Origin of the sequence: Comamonas testosteroni ATCC 11996, assembly GCF_000241525.1 — a bacterium.
Classification (GTDB): domain Bacteria; phylum Pseudomonadota; class Gammaproteobacteria; order Burkholderiales; family Burkholderiaceae_C; genus Comamonas; species Comamonas testosteroni.
Genome location: NZ_AHIL01000035.1, coordinates 50628 through 65998 on the forward strand (window position 1 = coordinate 50628; position 15371 = coordinate 65998).

Here is a 15371-nt window from a genome sequence, read left to right on the forward strand (position 1 = left end):
TCTTCAACCGAAACCAACTCAACAACCCTGCAAGCCCTGTCCCTGACGCCGCTCAAGCACAATGCCTGCATGAGCGAATCCCCTGCCCCGCAATGGCGCAAGCCCGGCCGCTTCGAAGCCCTGGGCCCGGCTTTTTTCACCTATCTCCACCCCACGCCCGTATCGGAGCCGCACTGGATTGCTGCCAGCGTCAGCACGGCCCGCTGGATGGGCCTGAACCCCCAATGGCTGCACAGCGCCGAAGCGCTGCAAATCCTCAGCGGCAATGCCGTCTCCGACCATGGCAACAGCGGCAGCAAGCCGCTGGCCACGGTCTATAGCGGTCACCAGTTCGGCGTCTGGGCCGGCCAACTCGGCGACGGCCGTGCCATCCTGCTGGGCGAGACGGAGCAGGGCTTTGAAGTCCAGCTCAAGGGCGCAGGCCGCACCCCCTATTCACGCATGGGCGACGGCCGGGCCGTGCTGCGCTCGTCGATTCGCGAATTTCTCTGCAGCGAAGCCATGACAGCCCTGGGCATTCCCACCACGCGCGCGCTGGCGCTGACGGGCTCGCCCCTGCCCGTGGCGCGCGAGACCATGGAAACTGCCGCCGTCGTGACCCGTGTGGCCGAGAGCTTCATCCGCTTCGGCCATTTCGAGCATTTCGCCGCACGCGACATGCAGGCCGAACTTAAAGCCCTGGCCGACATGGTCATAGACCAGCATTACCCGGAATGTCGCACGGCCGCTGCACTGAACGGCAATCCCTATGCCAACTTTCTGCAGGCGGTGAGCGAGCGCACGGCCAGATTGCTGGCCCAGTGGCAAGGCGTGGGCTTTTGCCATGGTGTGATGAATACCGACAATATGAGCATTCTGGGGTTGACCATAGACTACGGCCCCTTCCAGTTTCTCGACGTCTTCGACCCCGGCCATATCTGCAACCACAGTGACAGCCAGGGCCGCTATGCCTTCAACCGCCAGCCCCAGGTCGCCTACTGGAACCTCTATTGCCTGGGTCAGGCCCTGCTGCCGCTGATCGGCGACGAAGAGCTGACGATCGCCGCGCTGGAGTCGTACAAGACCGTCTTTCCTGCAGCCTATGCACGCCAGATGCTGGCCAAGCTGGGCCTGCCCGAGAACGAAGCCGGCACGCCCGCCACTGAAGGCCGCTTTGCCCTGCTGGTCAACCCTCTGCTGCAGATCCTGGCCGACAGCAAGGTGGACTACACCATCTTCTTTACCCGCCTGACCGCTGCCGTTGCACAGGGGCAGCAAAGGAAAATCGACTTTGAGCCGCTGCGTGACATCATTCTTGACCGGGCCAGCTTCGATGCCTGGTCGCTCACTTATTCAGAGCAGCTAGCACAAATGGACAAAGCACAGACCGTCGATTTGATGCAAAAATCCAATCCGCGCTTTGTGCTGCGCAACCATCTGGGCGAGACGGTGATTCGCGCCGCCCAGGCCGGTGACTTCGCCCCGGTACAGCAGATGCTGGCCGTGCTGCAGACGCCTTACGACCCGCACCCGGACCACGCTGACTGGGCCGGCTTCCCGCCCGACTGGGCTTCCTCGATTGAAATCAGCTGTTCATCATGAGCTTTCCCATCCAGAAATCCGACCAAGAATGGCAAGCCCTGTTGCAGGACAAGGGAGCTGAAGCCGCGGCCTTCCAGGTCACGCGCCACGCAGCCACCGAGCGGCCTTTCAGCGGCAAATACGAGCAGTTCTGGGCTGACGGCAGCTACCACTGCGTCTGCTGCGGCAACAAACTGTTCGACTCGCATACCAAGTTTGACGCCGGCTGCGGCTGGCCCAGCTTCGACCAGGCCGTGCCCGGCGCCATCACCAATATCGTGGACCGCAGCCACGGCATGGTGCGCACCGAGACGGTGTGCAGCAACTGCGGAGCCCATCTGGGCCATGTCTTTCCCGATGGCCCCACCGATACCGGCCTGCGCTACTGCATGAACTCGGCCTCGCTGGATTTCCACAAGGAACCGCAAAAATAAGAGCTGGCAAGGCTGGTGCAGCAAGGGCCTGCGGCTTCCGACTTGGCCCGCCGCCCTGACCTTTAGCATCAGCTTTGATAGCTGAATCCGTCCGGCGTACAAGGCTTTGCCCATGGTAAGGCCCGGGCTTTGGTGCATGATGCGACTTTGCTCGCAGCACCGGGAACCTTGCCGCTGCTGCGCAGTCTGAATTTCAGAACGACTACCATTTCGCGCATGAAGCTGCTGATTGATTTCTTCCCCATCATCCTGTTTTTCGTGGCCTTCAAGGTCTGGGGCATTTACACCGCCACAGCGGTGGCCATTGTCGCAACCGTGGCGCAGATCGCCTATCTGCGCTTCAAGACCGGCAAGATCGAACCCATGCAATGGATGAGCCTCGGCGTCATCGTGCTGTTCGGCGGTGCCACGCTGCTGGCCCATGACGACAACTTCATCAAATGGAAGCCCACGGTGCTGTACTGGCTCATGGGCGGCGCGCTGCTGATCGGCCAGCTGGTGTTCAAGAAGAACCTGCTGCGCTCCGTCATGGGCGCGCAACTTCAACTGCCCGACGCCATCTGGCTCAAGCTCAACTGGGCCTGGACCGCATTCTTCGCCGCCATGGGCGGACTCAACATCTGGGTAGCCTACAACTTCGACACCGATGCCTGGGTCAACTTCAAGCTGTTTGGCGGTATGGGACTGATGGTGGTGTTTGTGATTGCACAAGCCATCTACATGAGCCGCTACCTGCCCCAGGACGGCGTGCCCAGCACGGCCGAAACCAAGGACAAGCAGCCATGAGCGTGACGATCAGCGCCCAGGCCATGGACGCCGCCCTGCGCCAGCGTCTGGCCCCGACCCGGCTCGAAGTCATCGACGAGAGCTATCAGCATGCCGGTCATGCCGGTGCCAACGACAGCGGTGTGGGCACGCATTTCCGCGTGCGCATCGCTGGTCCGGCCTTTGATGGAAAAACCCGCGTGGCACGCCACCGCCTTGTGTATGATGCGCTGCAAGACTTCATTGACCAGGGTGTTCATGCCATCGCCATTGAAGTACTTTGAGAACGCACTGTTCTGACCACAGGCTCCTTGACGGGAGCCTGTTGCGTATGGACTGAACTTCACTTACTTTTCTCAATCACAACTCGAATGAGCATGAAACAAAAGCAACTGGCCCGCATCGTGGCCGCCGCTATTCTGGGCGCAGCCGCCCTGTCCGCCTCGGCCCAGAATGTGGCCATCGTCAATGGCAAGGCCGTTCCCATGGCCCGCGTCAACGCCCTGAAGGCCCAGATCGAAGCCAGCGGCCAGCCCGTGGCCCCCGAAATGGACAAGATGATCAAGGACGAGGTCATCGCGCGTGAAGTCTTCATGCAGGAAGCCAACCGCCGCGGTCTGGCAGCTTCCGAGGCCTACAAGCAACAGATGGACATGGCCCGCCAGACCGTGCTGATCCGTGCGCTGTTCGAAGACTTCCAGAAGAAGAACCCCGTGACCGATACCGAAGCCAAGGCCGAATACGACAAGTTCGTTGAGGCCAATGGTGGCAAGGAATACAAGGCCAGCCACATCCTGGTGGAATCCGAGGACCGCGCCAAGGCCATCATCGCCGAAGTGAAGGCCGGCAAGAAGTTTGAGGACATCGCCAAGAAGGAATCCAAGGACCCCGGATCGGGCGCCCGCGGCGGCGACCTGGACTGGGCCAACCCCAACAACTACGTGCCCGAGTTCACCGAAGCACTGATCAAGCTCAAGAAGGGCGAAATGACCGACGCCCCCGTCAAGAGCCAGTTTGGCTGGCACATCATCCGCATGGATGACGAGCGTCAGGCTGAAATGCCCAAGTTCGAGGACGTCAAGCCACAGATTACTCAGCAGCTGCAACAGCAAAAGCTGCAGCAATTCCAGGATCAGCTGCGCAAAAGCGCAAAAATCCAGTAACATGATCTAACGTCAGTACCAAAAAGTACTGGCCAGACCATCACCCAAGCCCGCGTCAAGCGGGCTTTTTTTGTCTCATCGCTGCGGTGCTGCTACATCTTCCGCAGCATCTTGAGCAGACTCAGACTTGACTGGCGGCAATTGTTCGGGCTTTCGCGGACGGCAATGCGGGGATTTGCGTGCCGTGCCCGAGCCCTTATCCGCCCCCTCTGTTGCGACTTGCCGACGGGCCTCTTCTTCGGTCTGCAAGGGGCACAGCGGCAATTGCGCAGACAGACGAGAGTTTTGTGGTGCCACCGCATCGGCCGCCGGTGCAACAGGCTGCGCAGCGTCCGAACTCCGGGAAAGCGCCCGGGCTGACGGTGCTCTGCTTGCTGCCGCTGCCGCGCTGGAGGCTGGCGCAGCCTCGGATTGCGGCGCAGTGGCCGACGCCTGCACATCCTGGGTATGCGGCGCCTGCTGCGCCTTTGCTGGAGTCCGGCTCTGCCTGGATTTCTCAGCCGGCGAAACCGAACCGGCTGCACTGGCATCTGCGGCCACCGGAGCAGAAGCGATTGCAGGCGCCGGTGCAGACGCCTGTGCAGACGCCTGTGCAGCCGGGTCTATATCCGCAGGCTGGGCAGGCTCGGCCACGACTTCGGAGCTGGAGCCGGATCCGGCGTCCGGCCCGCTCCACCAGGCACCATGCTGCAGCATCAGCCAGCCCACCAGACCGACAGCCGCCAGCCCGCCCAGCGCATGACGCAGCCAGAAGCGGTCGTTGGCTGCAGGTTTGTCCGTCAGTTCCCGGGGCTGCTGCCCCATACCTGCCGCACGCAGGCGTGCGCGCTCAAGAATGGCGGCGCTGCTTTGTGCACTGGGGCCACGGTCCTCTGCCACGGCCTCGTGGTAGAGCTCGCGCAGCGCATCGGGCGTGTCGTCGCAGGACGGGGTTTCGGGGTGCATATTCATGCCAGTTCCTCCAGCGCGGCGCGAAGTTTGGCACGCGCATAGCGCAAGCGGCTCTTAGCCGTTTCCTCGGCAACGCCGGTGGTCTGGGCAATTTCGGCCAGTGTCAGATCAGCCTCGACCTGCAGCACAAAGCACTCGCGCTGCTCGGCCGGGAGCCGGGCCAGCGCAGCCAGAATGGCCTGGGCCATGAGTTGACGATCGAGCTGCTGCTCGGGCTCGAAGCCCGAGGCCGCAAACAGGCTTTCGGCCAGCCGCATGGACTCTGGCGTGTCTGCCGAAAGGCTGATGCCCGGCCGCTGCCTGCGCCAATGGTCGACCAGCCGGTGATGTGCCATGGTGAACAGCCAGGTCGTGAACCTGCTGCGCACCTCATAGCGGCAGGCACTGTCCACCACGGCAAACCAGAGGTCTTGCGCCAGATCGTCGGCCAGCGCCGCATCGCCCGTGTTGCGATAGAAATAGCGCCACATGCGCAGGCTATGCCGCGCATAAAGCGTCTCGAACGCCGTGGCCTGCCCTGCAGCATAGCTGCGCATCAGGGCTTCATCGGCGGGTTGGGGTTGGGCAAGCGGCGGTGCAAGCATGCCCGCGATTATGCAAATTCCTGCGACAGCGCAACCAACTCAGTTGCGGGGCGGATCCGGCACAAAGCCGTTGTCCCCGGGAAAAGGATTAGGCGCGCGCGGCTGGGGCGGCCGTGGACGGGGCTCGCGAATCACGCCTCTGGCGACCAGATTGGCATAGCTGTCGTAACAGATGCGCACCATCTGCCGGGGCTGGTCGGTATCGGCTTCGAACTCCACCTGGGTGACTTGCGAGCGCTCCACCGCGCCATGGCCCGTGCCCAGCGAAGGGGCCGGTGAGGCCCGGGGCGCACGGCGCTCGGCGCTGCGGCTCTTGCTGGCGGCCTGCGGCATGGCACTATCGGCTGCGGCAGACTCGGCAGCCGATGCAGCGCTCGCGGCGTCCGACTCATAGACTGGCCCTTGGTATCTGGCCGGCTCGGGCAGCTTTTCACGGTACAGAGCCACGCCAATCACGCCCACATCCTGCGGCCGGCCGGTTCTGGCGGCATAGGACATATCGCTTTCGGAAAAATAGAACGCAGCCACGTTGTCATTGCTCTTGCGCCAGCCCCTCACGTCATAGCTGTCGCCCGCATCCAGCACATAGCCGCCTTCGGCGCGGGAGCTCGCCGTGCGGCCGTTGATGGCATTGACCCCGTCGACGCTGATGACGCCCATGATGCGGCGGCTCTCGAGGTTGCGGATGCGCACCGCATAGTTGGCACCGGGGCGGCCCACTACCCACAGCGCCCCCTCGTGACTGTACTGGGGCAGTACCCGACCCGTGGCACGTTCGACGATGCTGATCTGGGCCAGCTTGTGGTTGCCGCGCGTCCAGGCCGAGGCCGGCGCGGCGGCCACCATCGCGGCAGCGCAGAGCAAAGAAGCGCGCAGCAGACGGCCGCGCGACAGCAAGAAACCAGGAACCGGGGGTTCGATACGGACAGACAGCATGGACAAGGCCTCCTCAAGATACAGCCACAGCGGCTGAAACAAACTTGTCGGAGGCTGAAACGCAGCAGCAGACGCAACGGGGTCAAGACAGGCACTTTGATTTGCAAGCATTTGCAACACAGCTTTGCGCTGCAGTTCTGCCCCGCCGCAGCATGTCTGGCACAATCGCGCTCGCTGCAGCCCAAGGCTGGCAGCCATGCTGGGGGTGTCCTGACCATGACCGGTCAGGGCTGAGAGAGTCCCTTTGAACCTGATTGCGCAAGCGGTGTCCTGACGACCGCTTGCCCGAGATCATCCTCGCGCAGGGAAGCTGTCCAAGGTGTCATGCCGCGACTGGCCATGTCTTTGCTGGCCCGCCGCGCAAACCATGCGGCCCCTGCTTCGTTTTTCTGGCGGAGCATTCATGAATTCATCTTCTTCCACATCGGCCAATCGGGCCCTGGCCCCGGTGACGGCGCAGGAGCGCGTCTTTGCCTGGCGCGACCATGCCTCGCTGTGGTTCAGCCTGGGCGTGGGCCTGCTGGTCATGCAGATGGGGGCCTATCTGCTGCCAGCGCTCAGCCCGCTGCATGCGCTGGTCGCGATAGTCATCGGCTCGCTGATCGGTGCCGGCCTGCTGGGCTGGGTGGGCAAGCTCGGCTGCGACAGCGGCCTGTCCAGCGCCGGGCTGATGCACAGCGTCTACGGCCGCCGCTTCGCAAGACTGCCAATCGTGCTCAACATCGTCCAGTTGCTGGGCTGGGGCAGTTTCGAGCTGGTGGTGATGCGCGACGCCACCGTGGCGCTGGGCAAGCAAGGCGGCATCATGGGCGCTGCCTACTGGCCCTGGCTGGCCACGCTGCTCTGGGGCGGCGTGATCCTGCTGCTGATGAGCGGCTCCATGACCACCCTGGTGCGCCGCATCATCTCGCGCGTGGCCTTGCCGCTGGTGATTGCCTCGCTGCTGTGGCTGAGCTGGCAATTCCTCAAAATGGCCGGCGCCACCGGCCTCGGGACCTTGCTGGCCCGCGAAGGTGCCGGCGGCATGAGCATGCTTGGCGCCGTCGATCTGGTGATCGCCATGCCCATCAGCTGGCTACCGCTGGTGGCCGACTATGCGCGCCACGGCAAAAGCGGCAAGTCCGCGCTGACGGGCGCCTGGACCGGCTTTGCCCTGGCCAATATCTGGTGCTACTCCCTGGGCGTGCTGGTGGCCCTGACCCTGCCCAGCGAAGACCTGGTCACGGCCCTGCTGCTGGCCCAGGGCGGGCTGATTGCCCTGTCGCTGATTCTGATCGACGAGGTGGACAACGCCTATGGCGATGCCTACTCGGGCGCCATGTCGGCCCACAGCCTGCAACCGGGCTGGAGCATTCGCCGCTGGGGCCTGCTGATCGCGTCCCTGTGCACGGCGCTGGCCATGGTGCTGCCCATGCACAGCCTGGAGCCGTTTCTGCTGCTGCTCAGCTCCTGCTTTGTGCCGCTGTTCGGCGTGATGCTGGGTCGCCTGGCCTTTGGCACCGATGCCGTGGAGCTGATGCAAAAAGCGCCCGCCGTGCGCTGGGATGCCGTGGCCATCTGGGTGCTGGGCATTGCCTTCTATCACCTGCTGCCCTATGTCAGCACGGCCCTGGGCTCGGCCCTGCCCACGCTGGCGCTGACTTTTGTGGTGGCCGTCGCCACACGCCAGCTGCAGCCGCGCTCCGTTGCCGCCTGAACAAGGCTCGAATTCAATAGCAACCAGCGCCCTGCAACAGGTCGTTTCAACCTTCTTTCTTATCTTCTATCGGGCGCCCGCCGCCTGCAACAGCTGCACCACGGCCTGCTGCCCGCGCTGGCGTGCATGGGCCAGGGCCGTCACTCCATCCTTGTCGGGCAGGTTCAGATCGGCCTTGGCATCGATCAAGGCCTGGATGATGGCCTGATGGCGCGGCCCGCCATCGCTGAGCACCACGGCCTCCATCAGGCAGGTCCAGCCCAGCCGGTTGACATGGTTCACATCCACACCTGCCGTGATCAGCGCCTGGGCTGTTTCCAGATGGCCGCGCTCGCAGGCCGGAATCAGGGCCGTGCCGCCATAGCGGTTGGTGCTCTTGAGATCGGCGCCATAGGAAATCGTCATGCGCACAATCTCCAGCCGGCCCTGCGCGCCGGCCAGCAGATAGGCGCTGTCCTGCATCTGGTTCTGGATATTGGGGCTGGCACCATGCATCAGCAGCGAACGTGCCACCTCGATATGGTTGGCCGCCGTGGCCAGCAGCAACGGGGTATTGCCCCGGGCGTCCTGCGCGTCGACCGGCGCGTTGCCGGCCAGCAGATTGCGCACCGCCACGGTATCGCCCTGCGCGGCAGCGGCCAGCAATTGCTGGCCCAGCATCTGCGGGTCCCCGGCTTTTGGCGCCGCAGCGGCGGCAGGTGTTGCAGCCGGAGCATTCGCCGACGCCCTACTCTGGCAGGCCGTGAGCAGCGTTGCTGCGGTCAGAGTCGTCAATGCAAGCGTCAATCGGGTGGTCAACGAGGCACTCCCGTGGGCGCTGGTTGGCTGTTTCATGGCATTCCTTCATGGCTGTCGGGTGTTCAGCCCCTGTCAGCTTTCTACAGGAACTATAGCTAGCCACGCAAGTCCGATGAGGGTTACAGCCTGTTTTCAATCGATAAAAGGAGAATCTGCCCCGTGCCTTGCAACCGCTGGATCCGCACCGCCGCCACTTCAAGCCTGATCGCGCTGGGTGCGCTCACCGCCGGCCTGCTGCCGGCCCTCGCACAAGCCCAGGAATTTGTCAGCATCAAGGGCAAGACAGTGAATGTGCGCGAGCAGCCCAACACCCGCTCCGCAACACTCTGGGAACTGAGCAAGGGCTACCCGCTGCAAGTCACCCAGCGCAAGGGCCAGTGGCTGCGCGTCAAGGACTATGAGTCCACGCTGGGCTGGGTCCACGCCCCGCTGACCAGCAAGAGCCCGCATATGGTGGTGACAGCGCGCACGGCCAATCTGCGCTCCGGCCCCGGCCAGAAGCACAACCGGGTAGGCAAGCTGGAGCAGCATGAGGTGCTGCAGACGCTGAAAAAGCAAGGCAGCTGGGCCCAGGTCCAGCGCAGCAATGGCCAAAGCGGCTGGGTGGCCAAGAATCTGGTCTGGGGCTGGTAAGCCCGGCAACAAGCACACCCAAAAAGCAAAGGCCTGCAGCTGCAGGCCTTTTTTGCGGGAGCCGGAAATCAGCCTTCGACGATCAGCTGTGCACGCGGCGCATAGCCATGATTGAGCGGACCGTGACCCTGGCCGGTATAGACCTCGGCACCCGCCTCGATGGCGCCCAGAATATAGCGCCGCGCCTCGGTCACTGCGGCCTCCAGCGCCAGTCCCTGGGCCAGGAAGGAGGCAATCGCCGACGACAGAGTGCATCCTGTGCCATGGCCGTTATGGGTGACGATGCGCTGCGACTGCAGGCGCAGATAGTCGCTGGCCTGCTGGCCTTGCCGGCCCAGCACATCCATGACCAGATCGCCGCTCAGATGCCCGCCCTTGAGTAGCACCGCCGGCGCCCCCATGGCCAACAGATCGGCCACGGCCGCATCCAGCGCTCCGATGCCGTCGATGTTGCGACCCAGCAGCAAAGCTGCTTCATCCAGATTGGGGGTAATCACCGTCGCCAGCGGGAACAGCTCCTGGACCAGCGCCTGGGCCGTCTCGGGAACGATCAGGCGGTCGCCGCTGGTGGCCACCATCACGGGGTCCAGCACCACGCTCCTGATCCGATGGCGGCGGATCGCATCCGCCACCACGCTCACCACATCGGGAGTGGCCAGCATGCCGATCTTGACGGCATCGACGCCTATGTCCTGCACAACGGCATCGATCTGGCCGCGCACGGTATCGAGCGGAATGCCGTGAATGCCCGTCACGCCCAGCGTGTTCTGTACGGTGATGGCCGTGATTGCCGTCATGCCGTAGCAGCCCAGTGCCGCACAGGTCTTGAGGTCGGCCTGGATGCCGGCACCACCGCCGCTGTCCGAGCCGGCAATGGAGAGCACGCGCGCATAGCGCTTTTTTGCGGCGCCGGAGATGGAGGAAGAAGCAATCACTGTCATGGCAAAAATTATCGCCCATGCGCATGGTCAATGCGTGCTGTTTGCGGTTGTGCTGTAATGTCCAACGGACGAAACAGGGGTGTCCCGCAGGCAATCAGCCTGTGCGGACTGAGAAACACCCTGGGGCTGCGCCAGCCACCGGCTGCGCACCAGAGCACCATCCGTGCCCTGTGCCCCCTGCACCCGATCCAGGTCATGCTGGCGTGGGGAGTTTCACAAGCCGCAAGGCATGCCGCGTTTTGTCCTGCACATGGCCCTGTTCCTGTGTCCGGATGGAAAACGATTTGCACATGTCATTGCTACAAGCTTCTTCAAAGATCGCAATTCTCGGCGGCGGCCTCATGGGCCGTCTGCTGTCGCTGGCCCTGGCCCAGCGCGGTCATGCCATCGACCTCTATGACGCCCATGGCCCGCAAGGCGATGGTGCTGCGGCGCGCGTGGCGGCCGCCATGCTGGCGCCGCTGGCCGAGTCGGCCATTACCGAGCCCGGCGTGGTGCGCATGGGCCAGCATGGGCTCAAGCGCTGGCCCGAGCTGATAGCCCAGCTCGAGCAGCATGTGTTCCTGCAGCAAAACGGCACGCTGATTCTCTGGCACCGCCAGGATCAGGGCGACGCGGCGCGCTTTTTCGGCCTGCTGGAGAAAAACCGGCGCATCAACCCCAGCCTGCCGGCCATGCAGGAGAAGACCGGCGCGGCACTGCAGGACTGCGAGCCCGCGCTGCAGGGACGCTTCAACCAGGCCGTCTATCTGCCCGGCGAGGGCCAGCTGGACAACCGCCAGCTGCTGACGACGCTGGTCGACAAGCTCACCGCGCTGGGTGTGCGGCTGCACTGGGAGAGCCCGCGCGAGGTTGGCGACTTCCGCCCCGGCGAGGCTGGTCAGCCCGACTTCGTGTTCGACTGCCGAGGTCTGGGTGCCCGCAGCCAGTGGAAGCAGCTGCGCGGCATTCGCGGCGAAGTGGTGCGCATCCATGCGCCCGAAGTCACACTGCAGCGCCCCACACGCCTGATCCATCCACGCTACCCCATCTATATCGCGCCCAAGGAAGACCATCTGTTCGTGATTGGCGCGACCGAGATCGAGTCCGACGACATGTCGCCGGCCAGCGTGCGCTCCACGCTGGAGCTGCTGAGCGCGGCCTATACCGTGCACTCGGGCTTTGCCGAAGGCCGGATTGTGGAGATCGCCACACAGTGCCGCCCCACCCTGCCCGATAATCTGCCCGCCGTGCGTCTGCTGACTCCGCGCGTCATGGAAGTCAACGGCCTCTACCGTCACGGCTTCATGATCTCGCCCGCCATGCTGGATGTGGTGCTGGAGCTGCTGGACCACAACGACTCGCCGCTGGCGCGCGAATTCGATGTCGCCGTGCATCGTGGCTGAACTGCGAGCCCGAACTTTGGCGCACAGCACTTGCACCCCCGGCGCACGCAAGCACCGTCGTGCAGAGGTTTAACTTAGCACCCGCTTTATTTTCCGTTTCCATGCCATGAAGATCACTCTCAACCAGCAAGCCGCCGAGCTGCCAGCCCATGCCACCGTGGCCGATGCGCTGGCGCAGATGCAGGCCAAGCCCCCGTTTGCCGTGGCGGTCAACACGGTGTTCGTGCCCAAGACGCAATACGCCGACCATGCGCTCAATGAGGGCGACAGGATGGAAGTCATCTCTCCGGTGACTGGCGGGTGAGATGAATCCCCCTGAGTCGCTTCGCGCCTTCCCCCAAGGGGGACGACACCTGCGCTGCGAGGCGGCTCTTGCTGGGTGTCTCTCACTTGGCAAATGCTCGTTTGAAGTCCATTTAGCTTGACGAGCATTGCGGTACACAGACAAAAGATAAAGACAGACCATGAATACAAAAACTACCGACGACGCCCTGGTTCTCTACGGCCAGCGTTTTGAAAGCCGCTTGCTGCTGGGCACCTCGCGCTACCCCTCGCCGGCGATTCTCGAAGCCGCTGTGGAGCGCTCAAGGCCCGCCATGGTCACGGCCTCGCTGCGCCGCCAGGGCAGCAATGCCGCCGAGACCGGCGCCAGCTTCTGGGAGCTGCTGCGCAAGCTCAATGTGCCCGTGCTTCCCAACACGGCAGGCTGCATGACCATCCAGGAGGCCGTGACCACGGCCCAGATGGCGCGTGAAGTCTTCGACACCCCCTGGATCAAGCTGGAGCTGATCGGTGACGACTACACGCTGCAGCCCGACACGCTCAATCTGGTGGAAGCGGCCTCCATCCTCATCAAGGACGGCTTCCAGGTCCTGCCCTACACCACCTATGACCTGGTGCTGTGCCAAAAGCTCGTCGACGTGGGCTGCCAGGCCGTCATGCCCTGGGCTGCGCCCATCGGCACCGGCCGCGGCCCCATCAACCCCTATGCCATGCAGATGCTGCGCGAGCGCCTGAAGGTGCCGCTGATCGTCGATGCCGGCCTGGGCCGTCCCTCGCATGCCTGCACCGTGATGGAATGGGGCTATGACGCCGTGCTGCTGAACACCGCCGTGGCCCTGTCCGAAGATCCCGTGGCCATGGCCGGCGCCTTCTCCGATGCCGTCAATGCCGGTCACGCCGCCTGGCGCGCAGGCGCCATGGCCGAGCAGAACGCCGCCCAGCCCAGCACGCCCGTGCTAGGCACCCCTTTCTGGCATCAGGAATAAAGGGCGGCCCATGGACTCCGCTGAAATCAAGGCCCTGGCGCAAGCCATCATCCACCAGCACAGTGCCAACTTTGGCGCCCAGCTGCACCACGATGCCAACTCGGTCGAGCTGACGCCCCAGCCCGTACCGCCCGCGCTGCGCCAGGACCCAGCCTATCTGGCTGCGCTTGAGGCCTGCAGCGAGCTGGGCTTTATTGCCGTGGATGCGCAGACTCTGGCCCAGGCCTGGCAGCGCCAGAGCGAGCGCACCGACCAGTTCGATGTCACCCACTGGCCCGACGACCCACGCGACTTCGGTCTCGGCAAGGCCGACCCGGCCCTGGCCTTTGCCCATTGCCCGCGCGAGCTGGGCCTGTATGGCGTGCTGCCCACGGCCGAATGGGTGGGTCGCATGGCCCGCGCGGGTGTGCCCACGGTGCAGCTGCGTTTCAAGTCCGGCGACAGGGCCGCCGTTGCACAAGAGGTCAAGGCCGCTGTTGAAGCCGTCAAGGGCACGCAGGCACGCCTGTTCATCAACGACCATTGGCAGGCCGCACTGGATGCAGGTGCCTACGGCATCCATGTGGGCCAGGAAGATCTGGACGTGATCGGCCAGCGCGATCTGCAGACCATCCGCAGCTCGGGCACCCGCCTGGGCGTCTCCACCCATGGCTACGCAGAGATGGTGCGCGCCCATGCCGTGCAGCCCAGCTATATCGCCCTGGGTGCGGTCTTTCCCACCACGCTCAAGAAGATGGCGACGGCCCCGCAGGGACTGGCGCGGCTGGCGGCCTATGTGCGGCTGATGCAGCAATACCCGCTGGTGGCGATTGGCGGCATTTCGGAAGACCTGTTCCCCGCCGTGCGTGCCACGGGCGTGGGCTCGGTGGCCGTGGTGCGCGCTCTGGTCAACGCACCCGATCCGGAAGCTGCAGCCAGGCATCTGCTGGCGCGCATGCAAGCTGCTGCGTAAATCCACGCACTACTAATTCAATAGCTTGGAACGACTGATAGATAAGAGCTGTCAGCTATTTTCACTTAAAGCCACAGATCCATCGCGCCTGAAAAACTCGGCGCATGAAATACCGCAGATGACAAGACTGAATGCCCGCAGCCCGCGGGCGTTTTTGTTTTCCGTCGCGCCGCAGCCCGCATGACTGCTGGGTTTTCTTGATCGGCGCAAGCCCTCTTCGCGTTAGAAGCGGACACACAGGTGACAACCCTGAGTCTCGCAGTTGCAGCACAGCCGGTCCCACACGCGACAATGGGGCGGTTACCAGTCACGCATAAGACAGAACATGGACGAGCCAATTCTTAGTATGGAAGAACGTGAGGCGATCAACTCTGGTCGCTGGTTTTCATCCCTTTCGCCCTCTTTGCGGCACGACATTCTTCGATGCGCTTACGTCAAACGATACAAAGATGGCATGCTCATCTGCGCTCGCGGCGAACCGCCCGAGGAGTGGATTGCCTGTGCACGTGGCGCGGTGCGAGTCAGCTCCACCTCCATCACCGGCAAGCAGATCACGCTGACCTATGTGGAGCCGGGCATCTGGTTCGGGGATGTCGCGATTCTGGATGGCGACAAGCGCACGCACGACGCCTATGCACATGGCGAGACCACGCTGCTGTGCGTATCCAAGGCGGACTTCAAGCGCATTCTGGCAGAGCATGTGGAGTTTTCCGAAGCGATCCTGCGCCTCAACGCACGCCGAGTACGTCAGCTCTACGGTCTGGTGGAAGACCTCAACACCTTGCCGCTGCGCGCGCGCCTGGCCAAGCAGCTGCTGCACCTGACGCGCAGCTATGGCGTGATGAGTCTGTCGGACAGCAACGAGATCCGCATAGGCCTGCATCTGGCGCAGGAAGAGCTGGCGCAATTGCTGGGCGCCTCGCGCCAGCGTGTGAACCAGGAGCTCAAGTCCATGGAGCGCGAGGAAGTCATTCGCATCGAGCCGGGTGGCCTCATCGTGCGCGACCGGGTGACGCTGCTGCGCATTGCAGACACCGACCACTAACCCCCCTGAGCCGCTTTGCGGCTTCCCCCCAAGGGGGGACGACATCTTCGCTGCGGGGCGGCCCTTGCTTGATGTCTCGCTCTTGGGCTGCGCCTGCTTTTGAGGCAGCTAGCTTTGGCCGTCCTCAGCGTTCACGCTTTCTTGCATCTTCGCCGCGTTCTGCGGCAACTCACCCCCATTTCACGCATTCGCTCGCTGCGCCTCCGGTGCGGCACGGCGGGCTGCGCCTTGCCCATCACAAATCGAACAAAGGACTGAGA

General features: G+C 63.7%; 17 protein-coding genes. 12 read left to right on the plus strand and 5 right to left on the minus strand.

What is annotated here, in order from left to right:
* The first annotated feature begins 69 nt into the window (after window positions 1-69).
* From CTATCC11996_RS15470 to CTATCC11996_RS15490, 5 genes are all read left to right on the plus strand, one after another.
* Window positions 70-1581, plus strand: coding sequence for a protein adenylyltransferase SelO (locus CTATCC11996_RS15470; protein ID WP_003077852.1), 1512 nt, complete (start codon window positions 70-72; stop codon window positions 1579-1581).
* Window positions 1578-1994 (plus strand): peptide-methionine (R)-S-oxide reductase MsrB, encoded by a 417-nt coding sequence (gene msrB, locus CTATCC11996_RS15475; protein WP_003077854.1) that lies wholly within the window; start codon window positions 1578-1580, stop codon window positions 1992-1994. Before CTATCC11996_RS15470 ends, msrB begins: the two co-directional genes overlap by 4 nt.
* 216 nt (window positions 1995-2210) lie before the next feature.
* Window positions 2211-2780, plus strand: coding sequence for a septation protein A (locus tag CTATCC11996_RS15480; RefSeq protein ID WP_034349351.1), 570 nt, complete (start codon window positions 2211-2213; stop codon window positions 2778-2780).
* A complete protein-coding gene (locus CTATCC11996_RS15485; protein ID WP_003061279.1) occupies window positions 2777-3043 on the plus strand; it encodes a BolA family protein in 267 nt (88 codons plus the stop codon). Before CTATCC11996_RS15480 ends, CTATCC11996_RS15485 begins: the two co-directional genes overlap by 4 nt.
* Window positions 3044-3130: 87 nt before the next feature.
* On the plus strand, window positions 3131-3922 hold the full coding sequence (locus CTATCC11996_RS15490; protein WP_003077856.1) for a peptidylprolyl isomerase: 792 nt from the start codon (window positions 3131-3133) through the stop codon (window positions 3920-3922).
* A gap of 75 nt (window positions 3923-3997) precedes the next feature.
* On the opposite strand, the gene CTATCC11996_RS15495 is transcribed toward CTATCC11996_RS15490, so the two are convergent.
* Genes CTATCC11996_RS15495 through CTATCC11996_RS15505 form a run of 3 tightly spaced genes read right to left on the minus strand, consistent with a single transcriptional unit; the run spans window position 3998 to window position 6393 of the window.
* Window positions 3998-4873 carry a hypothetical protein gene (locus tag CTATCC11996_RS15495; RefSeq protein WP_003077857.1) on the minus strand — a complete coding sequence of 292 codons (876 nt, stop codon included), beginning with the start codon at window positions 4871-4873 and terminating at the stop codon, window positions 3998-4000.
* Window positions 4870-5457, minus strand: a complete 588-nt coding sequence (locus CTATCC11996_RS15500; protein ID WP_003077858.1) for a sigma-70 family RNA polymerase sigma factor — start codon at window positions 5455-5457, stop codon at window positions 4870-4872. Before CTATCC11996_RS15500 ends, CTATCC11996_RS15495 begins: the two co-directional genes overlap by 4 nt.
* Before the next feature lie 39 nt (window positions 5458-5496).
* Window positions 5497-6393, minus strand: a complete 897-nt coding sequence (locus CTATCC11996_RS15505) for a hypothetical protein (RefSeq protein ID WP_034349356.1) — start codon at window positions 6391-6393, stop codon at window positions 5497-5499.
* A gap of 403 nt (window positions 6394-6796) precedes the next feature.
* Between CTATCC11996_RS15505 and CTATCC11996_RS15510 the strand changes: the two genes are divergently transcribed.
* On the plus strand, window positions 6797-8089 hold the full coding sequence (locus tag CTATCC11996_RS15510) for a purine-cytosine permease family protein (protein WP_003077861.1): 1293 nt from the start codon (window positions 6797-6799) through the stop codon (window positions 8087-8089).
* Between the two features lie 66 nt (window positions 8090-8155).
* Here CTATCC11996_RS15510 and CTATCC11996_RS15515 read toward each other — a convergent pair whose 3' ends face one another.
* Entirely contained in the window at window positions 8156-8923 is a 768-nt protein-coding gene (locus tag CTATCC11996_RS15515) for an ankyrin repeat domain-containing protein (protein ID WP_034349329.1), read from the minus strand.
* A 123-nt stretch (window positions 8924-9046) separates the two neighbouring features.
* On the opposite strand from CTATCC11996_RS15515, the gene CTATCC11996_RS15520 reads away from it, so the two are divergent.
* Window positions 9047-9520 (plus strand): SH3 domain-containing protein, encoded by a 474-nt coding sequence (locus CTATCC11996_RS15520; protein ID WP_003077863.1) that lies wholly within the window; start codon window positions 9047-9049, stop codon window positions 9518-9520.
* A gap of 68 nt (window positions 9521-9588) precedes the next feature.
* On the opposite strand, the gene thiD is transcribed toward CTATCC11996_RS15520, so the two are convergent.
* Window positions 9589-10461 (minus strand): bifunctional hydroxymethylpyrimidine kinase/phosphomethylpyrimidine kinase, encoded by an 873-nt coding sequence (gene thiD / locus CTATCC11996_RS15525; protein WP_003077864.1) that lies wholly within the window; start codon window positions 10459-10461, stop codon window positions 9589-9591.
* 290 nt (window positions 10462-10751) lie between these two features.
* On the opposite strand from thiD, the gene CTATCC11996_RS15530 reads away from it, so the two are divergent.
* The 5 genes from CTATCC11996_RS15530 (at window position 10752) to CTATCC11996_RS15550 (ending at window position 15111) form a co-directional block, all read left to right on the plus strand.
* Window positions 10752-11846, plus strand: coding sequence for an FAD-dependent oxidoreductase (locus tag CTATCC11996_RS15530; protein WP_080569885.1), 1095 nt, complete (start codon window positions 10752-10754; stop codon window positions 11844-11846).
* A gap of 106 nt (window positions 11847-11952) precedes the next feature.
* Entirely contained in the window at window positions 11953-12150 is a 198-nt protein-coding gene (gene thiS / locus CTATCC11996_RS15535; RefSeq protein WP_003077866.1) for a sulfur carrier protein ThiS, read from the plus strand.
* 160 nt (window positions 12151-12310) lie between these two features.
* On the plus strand, window positions 12311-13114 hold the full coding sequence (locus tag CTATCC11996_RS15540) for a thiazole synthase (protein WP_003077867.1): 804 nt from the start codon (window positions 12311-12313) through the stop codon (window positions 13112-13114).
* A 10-nt stretch (window positions 13115-13124) separates the two neighbouring features.
* Window positions 13125-14066, plus strand: a complete 942-nt coding sequence (gene thiE / locus CTATCC11996_RS15545; protein WP_003077868.1) for a thiamine phosphate synthase — start codon at window positions 13125-13127, stop codon at window positions 14064-14066.
* Window positions 14067-14391: 325 nt separating this feature from the next.
* Window positions 14392-15111 carry a Crp/Fnr family transcriptional regulator gene (locus tag CTATCC11996_RS15550; protein WP_034349335.1) on the plus strand — a complete coding sequence of 240 codons (720 nt, stop codon included), beginning with the start codon at window positions 14392-14394 and terminating at the stop codon, window positions 15109-15111.
* Window positions 15112-15371 lie beyond the last annotated feature (260 nt).

Bases quoted from the DNA above. Each gene is read 5' to 3' on its own strand.
- CTATCC11996_RS15470 (WP_003077852.1), top strand. From the start codon at position 70: ATGAGCGAATCCCCTGCCCCGCAATGGCGCAAGCCCGGCCGCTTCGAA.
- msrB (WP_003077854.1), top strand. From the start codon at position 1,578: ATGAGCTTTCCCATCCAGAAATCCGACCAAGAATGGCAAGCCCTGTTG.
- CTATCC11996_RS15480 (WP_034349351.1), top strand. From the start codon at position 2,211: ATGAAGCTGCTGATTGATTTCTTCCCCATCATCCTGTTTTTCGTGGCC.
- CTATCC11996_RS15485 (WP_003061279.1), top strand. From the start codon at position 2,777: ATGAGCGTGACGATCAGCGCCCAGGCCATGGACGCCGCCCTGCGCCAG.
- CTATCC11996_RS15490 (WP_003077856.1), top strand. From the start codon at position 3,131: ATGAGCATGAAACAAAAGCAACTGGCCCGCATCGTGGCCGCCGCTATT.
- CTATCC11996_RS15495 (WP_003077857.1), bottom strand. From the start codon at position 4,873: ATGAATATGCACCCCGAAACCCCGTCCTGCGACGACACGCCCGATGCG.
- CTATCC11996_RS15500 (WP_003077858.1), bottom strand. From the start codon at position 5,457: ATGCTTGCACCGCCGCTTGCCCAACCCCAACCCGCCGATGAAGCCCTG.
- CTATCC11996_RS15505 (WP_034349356.1), bottom strand. From the start codon at position 6,393: ATGCTGTCTGTCCGTATCGAACCCCCGGTTCCTGGTTTCTTGCTGTCG.
- CTATCC11996_RS15510 (WP_003077861.1), top strand. From the start codon at position 6,797: ATGAATTCATCTTCTTCCACATCGGCCAATCGGGCCCTGGCCCCGGTG.
- CTATCC11996_RS15515 (WP_034349329.1), bottom strand. From the start codon at position 8,923: ATGAAACAGCCAACCAGCGCCCACGGGAGTGCCTCGTTGACCACCCGA.
- thiD (WP_003077864.1), bottom strand. From the start codon at position 10,461: ATGACAGTGATTGCTTCTTCCTCCATCTCCGGCGCCGCAAAAAAGCGC.
- CTATCC11996_RS15530 (WP_080569885.1), top strand. From the start codon at position 10,752: ATGTCATTGCTACAAGCTTCTTCAAAGATCGCAATTCTCGGCGGCGGC.
- thiS (WP_003077866.1), top strand. From the start codon at position 11,953: ATGAAGATCACTCTCAACCAGCAAGCCGCCGAGCTGCCAGCCCATGCC.
- CTATCC11996_RS15540 (WP_003077867.1), top strand. From the start codon at position 12,311: ATGAATACAAAAACTACCGACGACGCCCTGGTTCTCTACGGCCAGCGT.
- thiE (WP_003077868.1), top strand. From the start codon at position 13,125: ATGGACTCCGCTGAAATCAAGGCCCTGGCGCAAGCCATCATCCACCAG.
- CTATCC11996_RS15550 (WP_034349335.1), top strand. From the start codon at position 14,392: ATGGACGAGCCAATTCTTAGTATGGAAGAACGTGAGGCGATCAACTCT.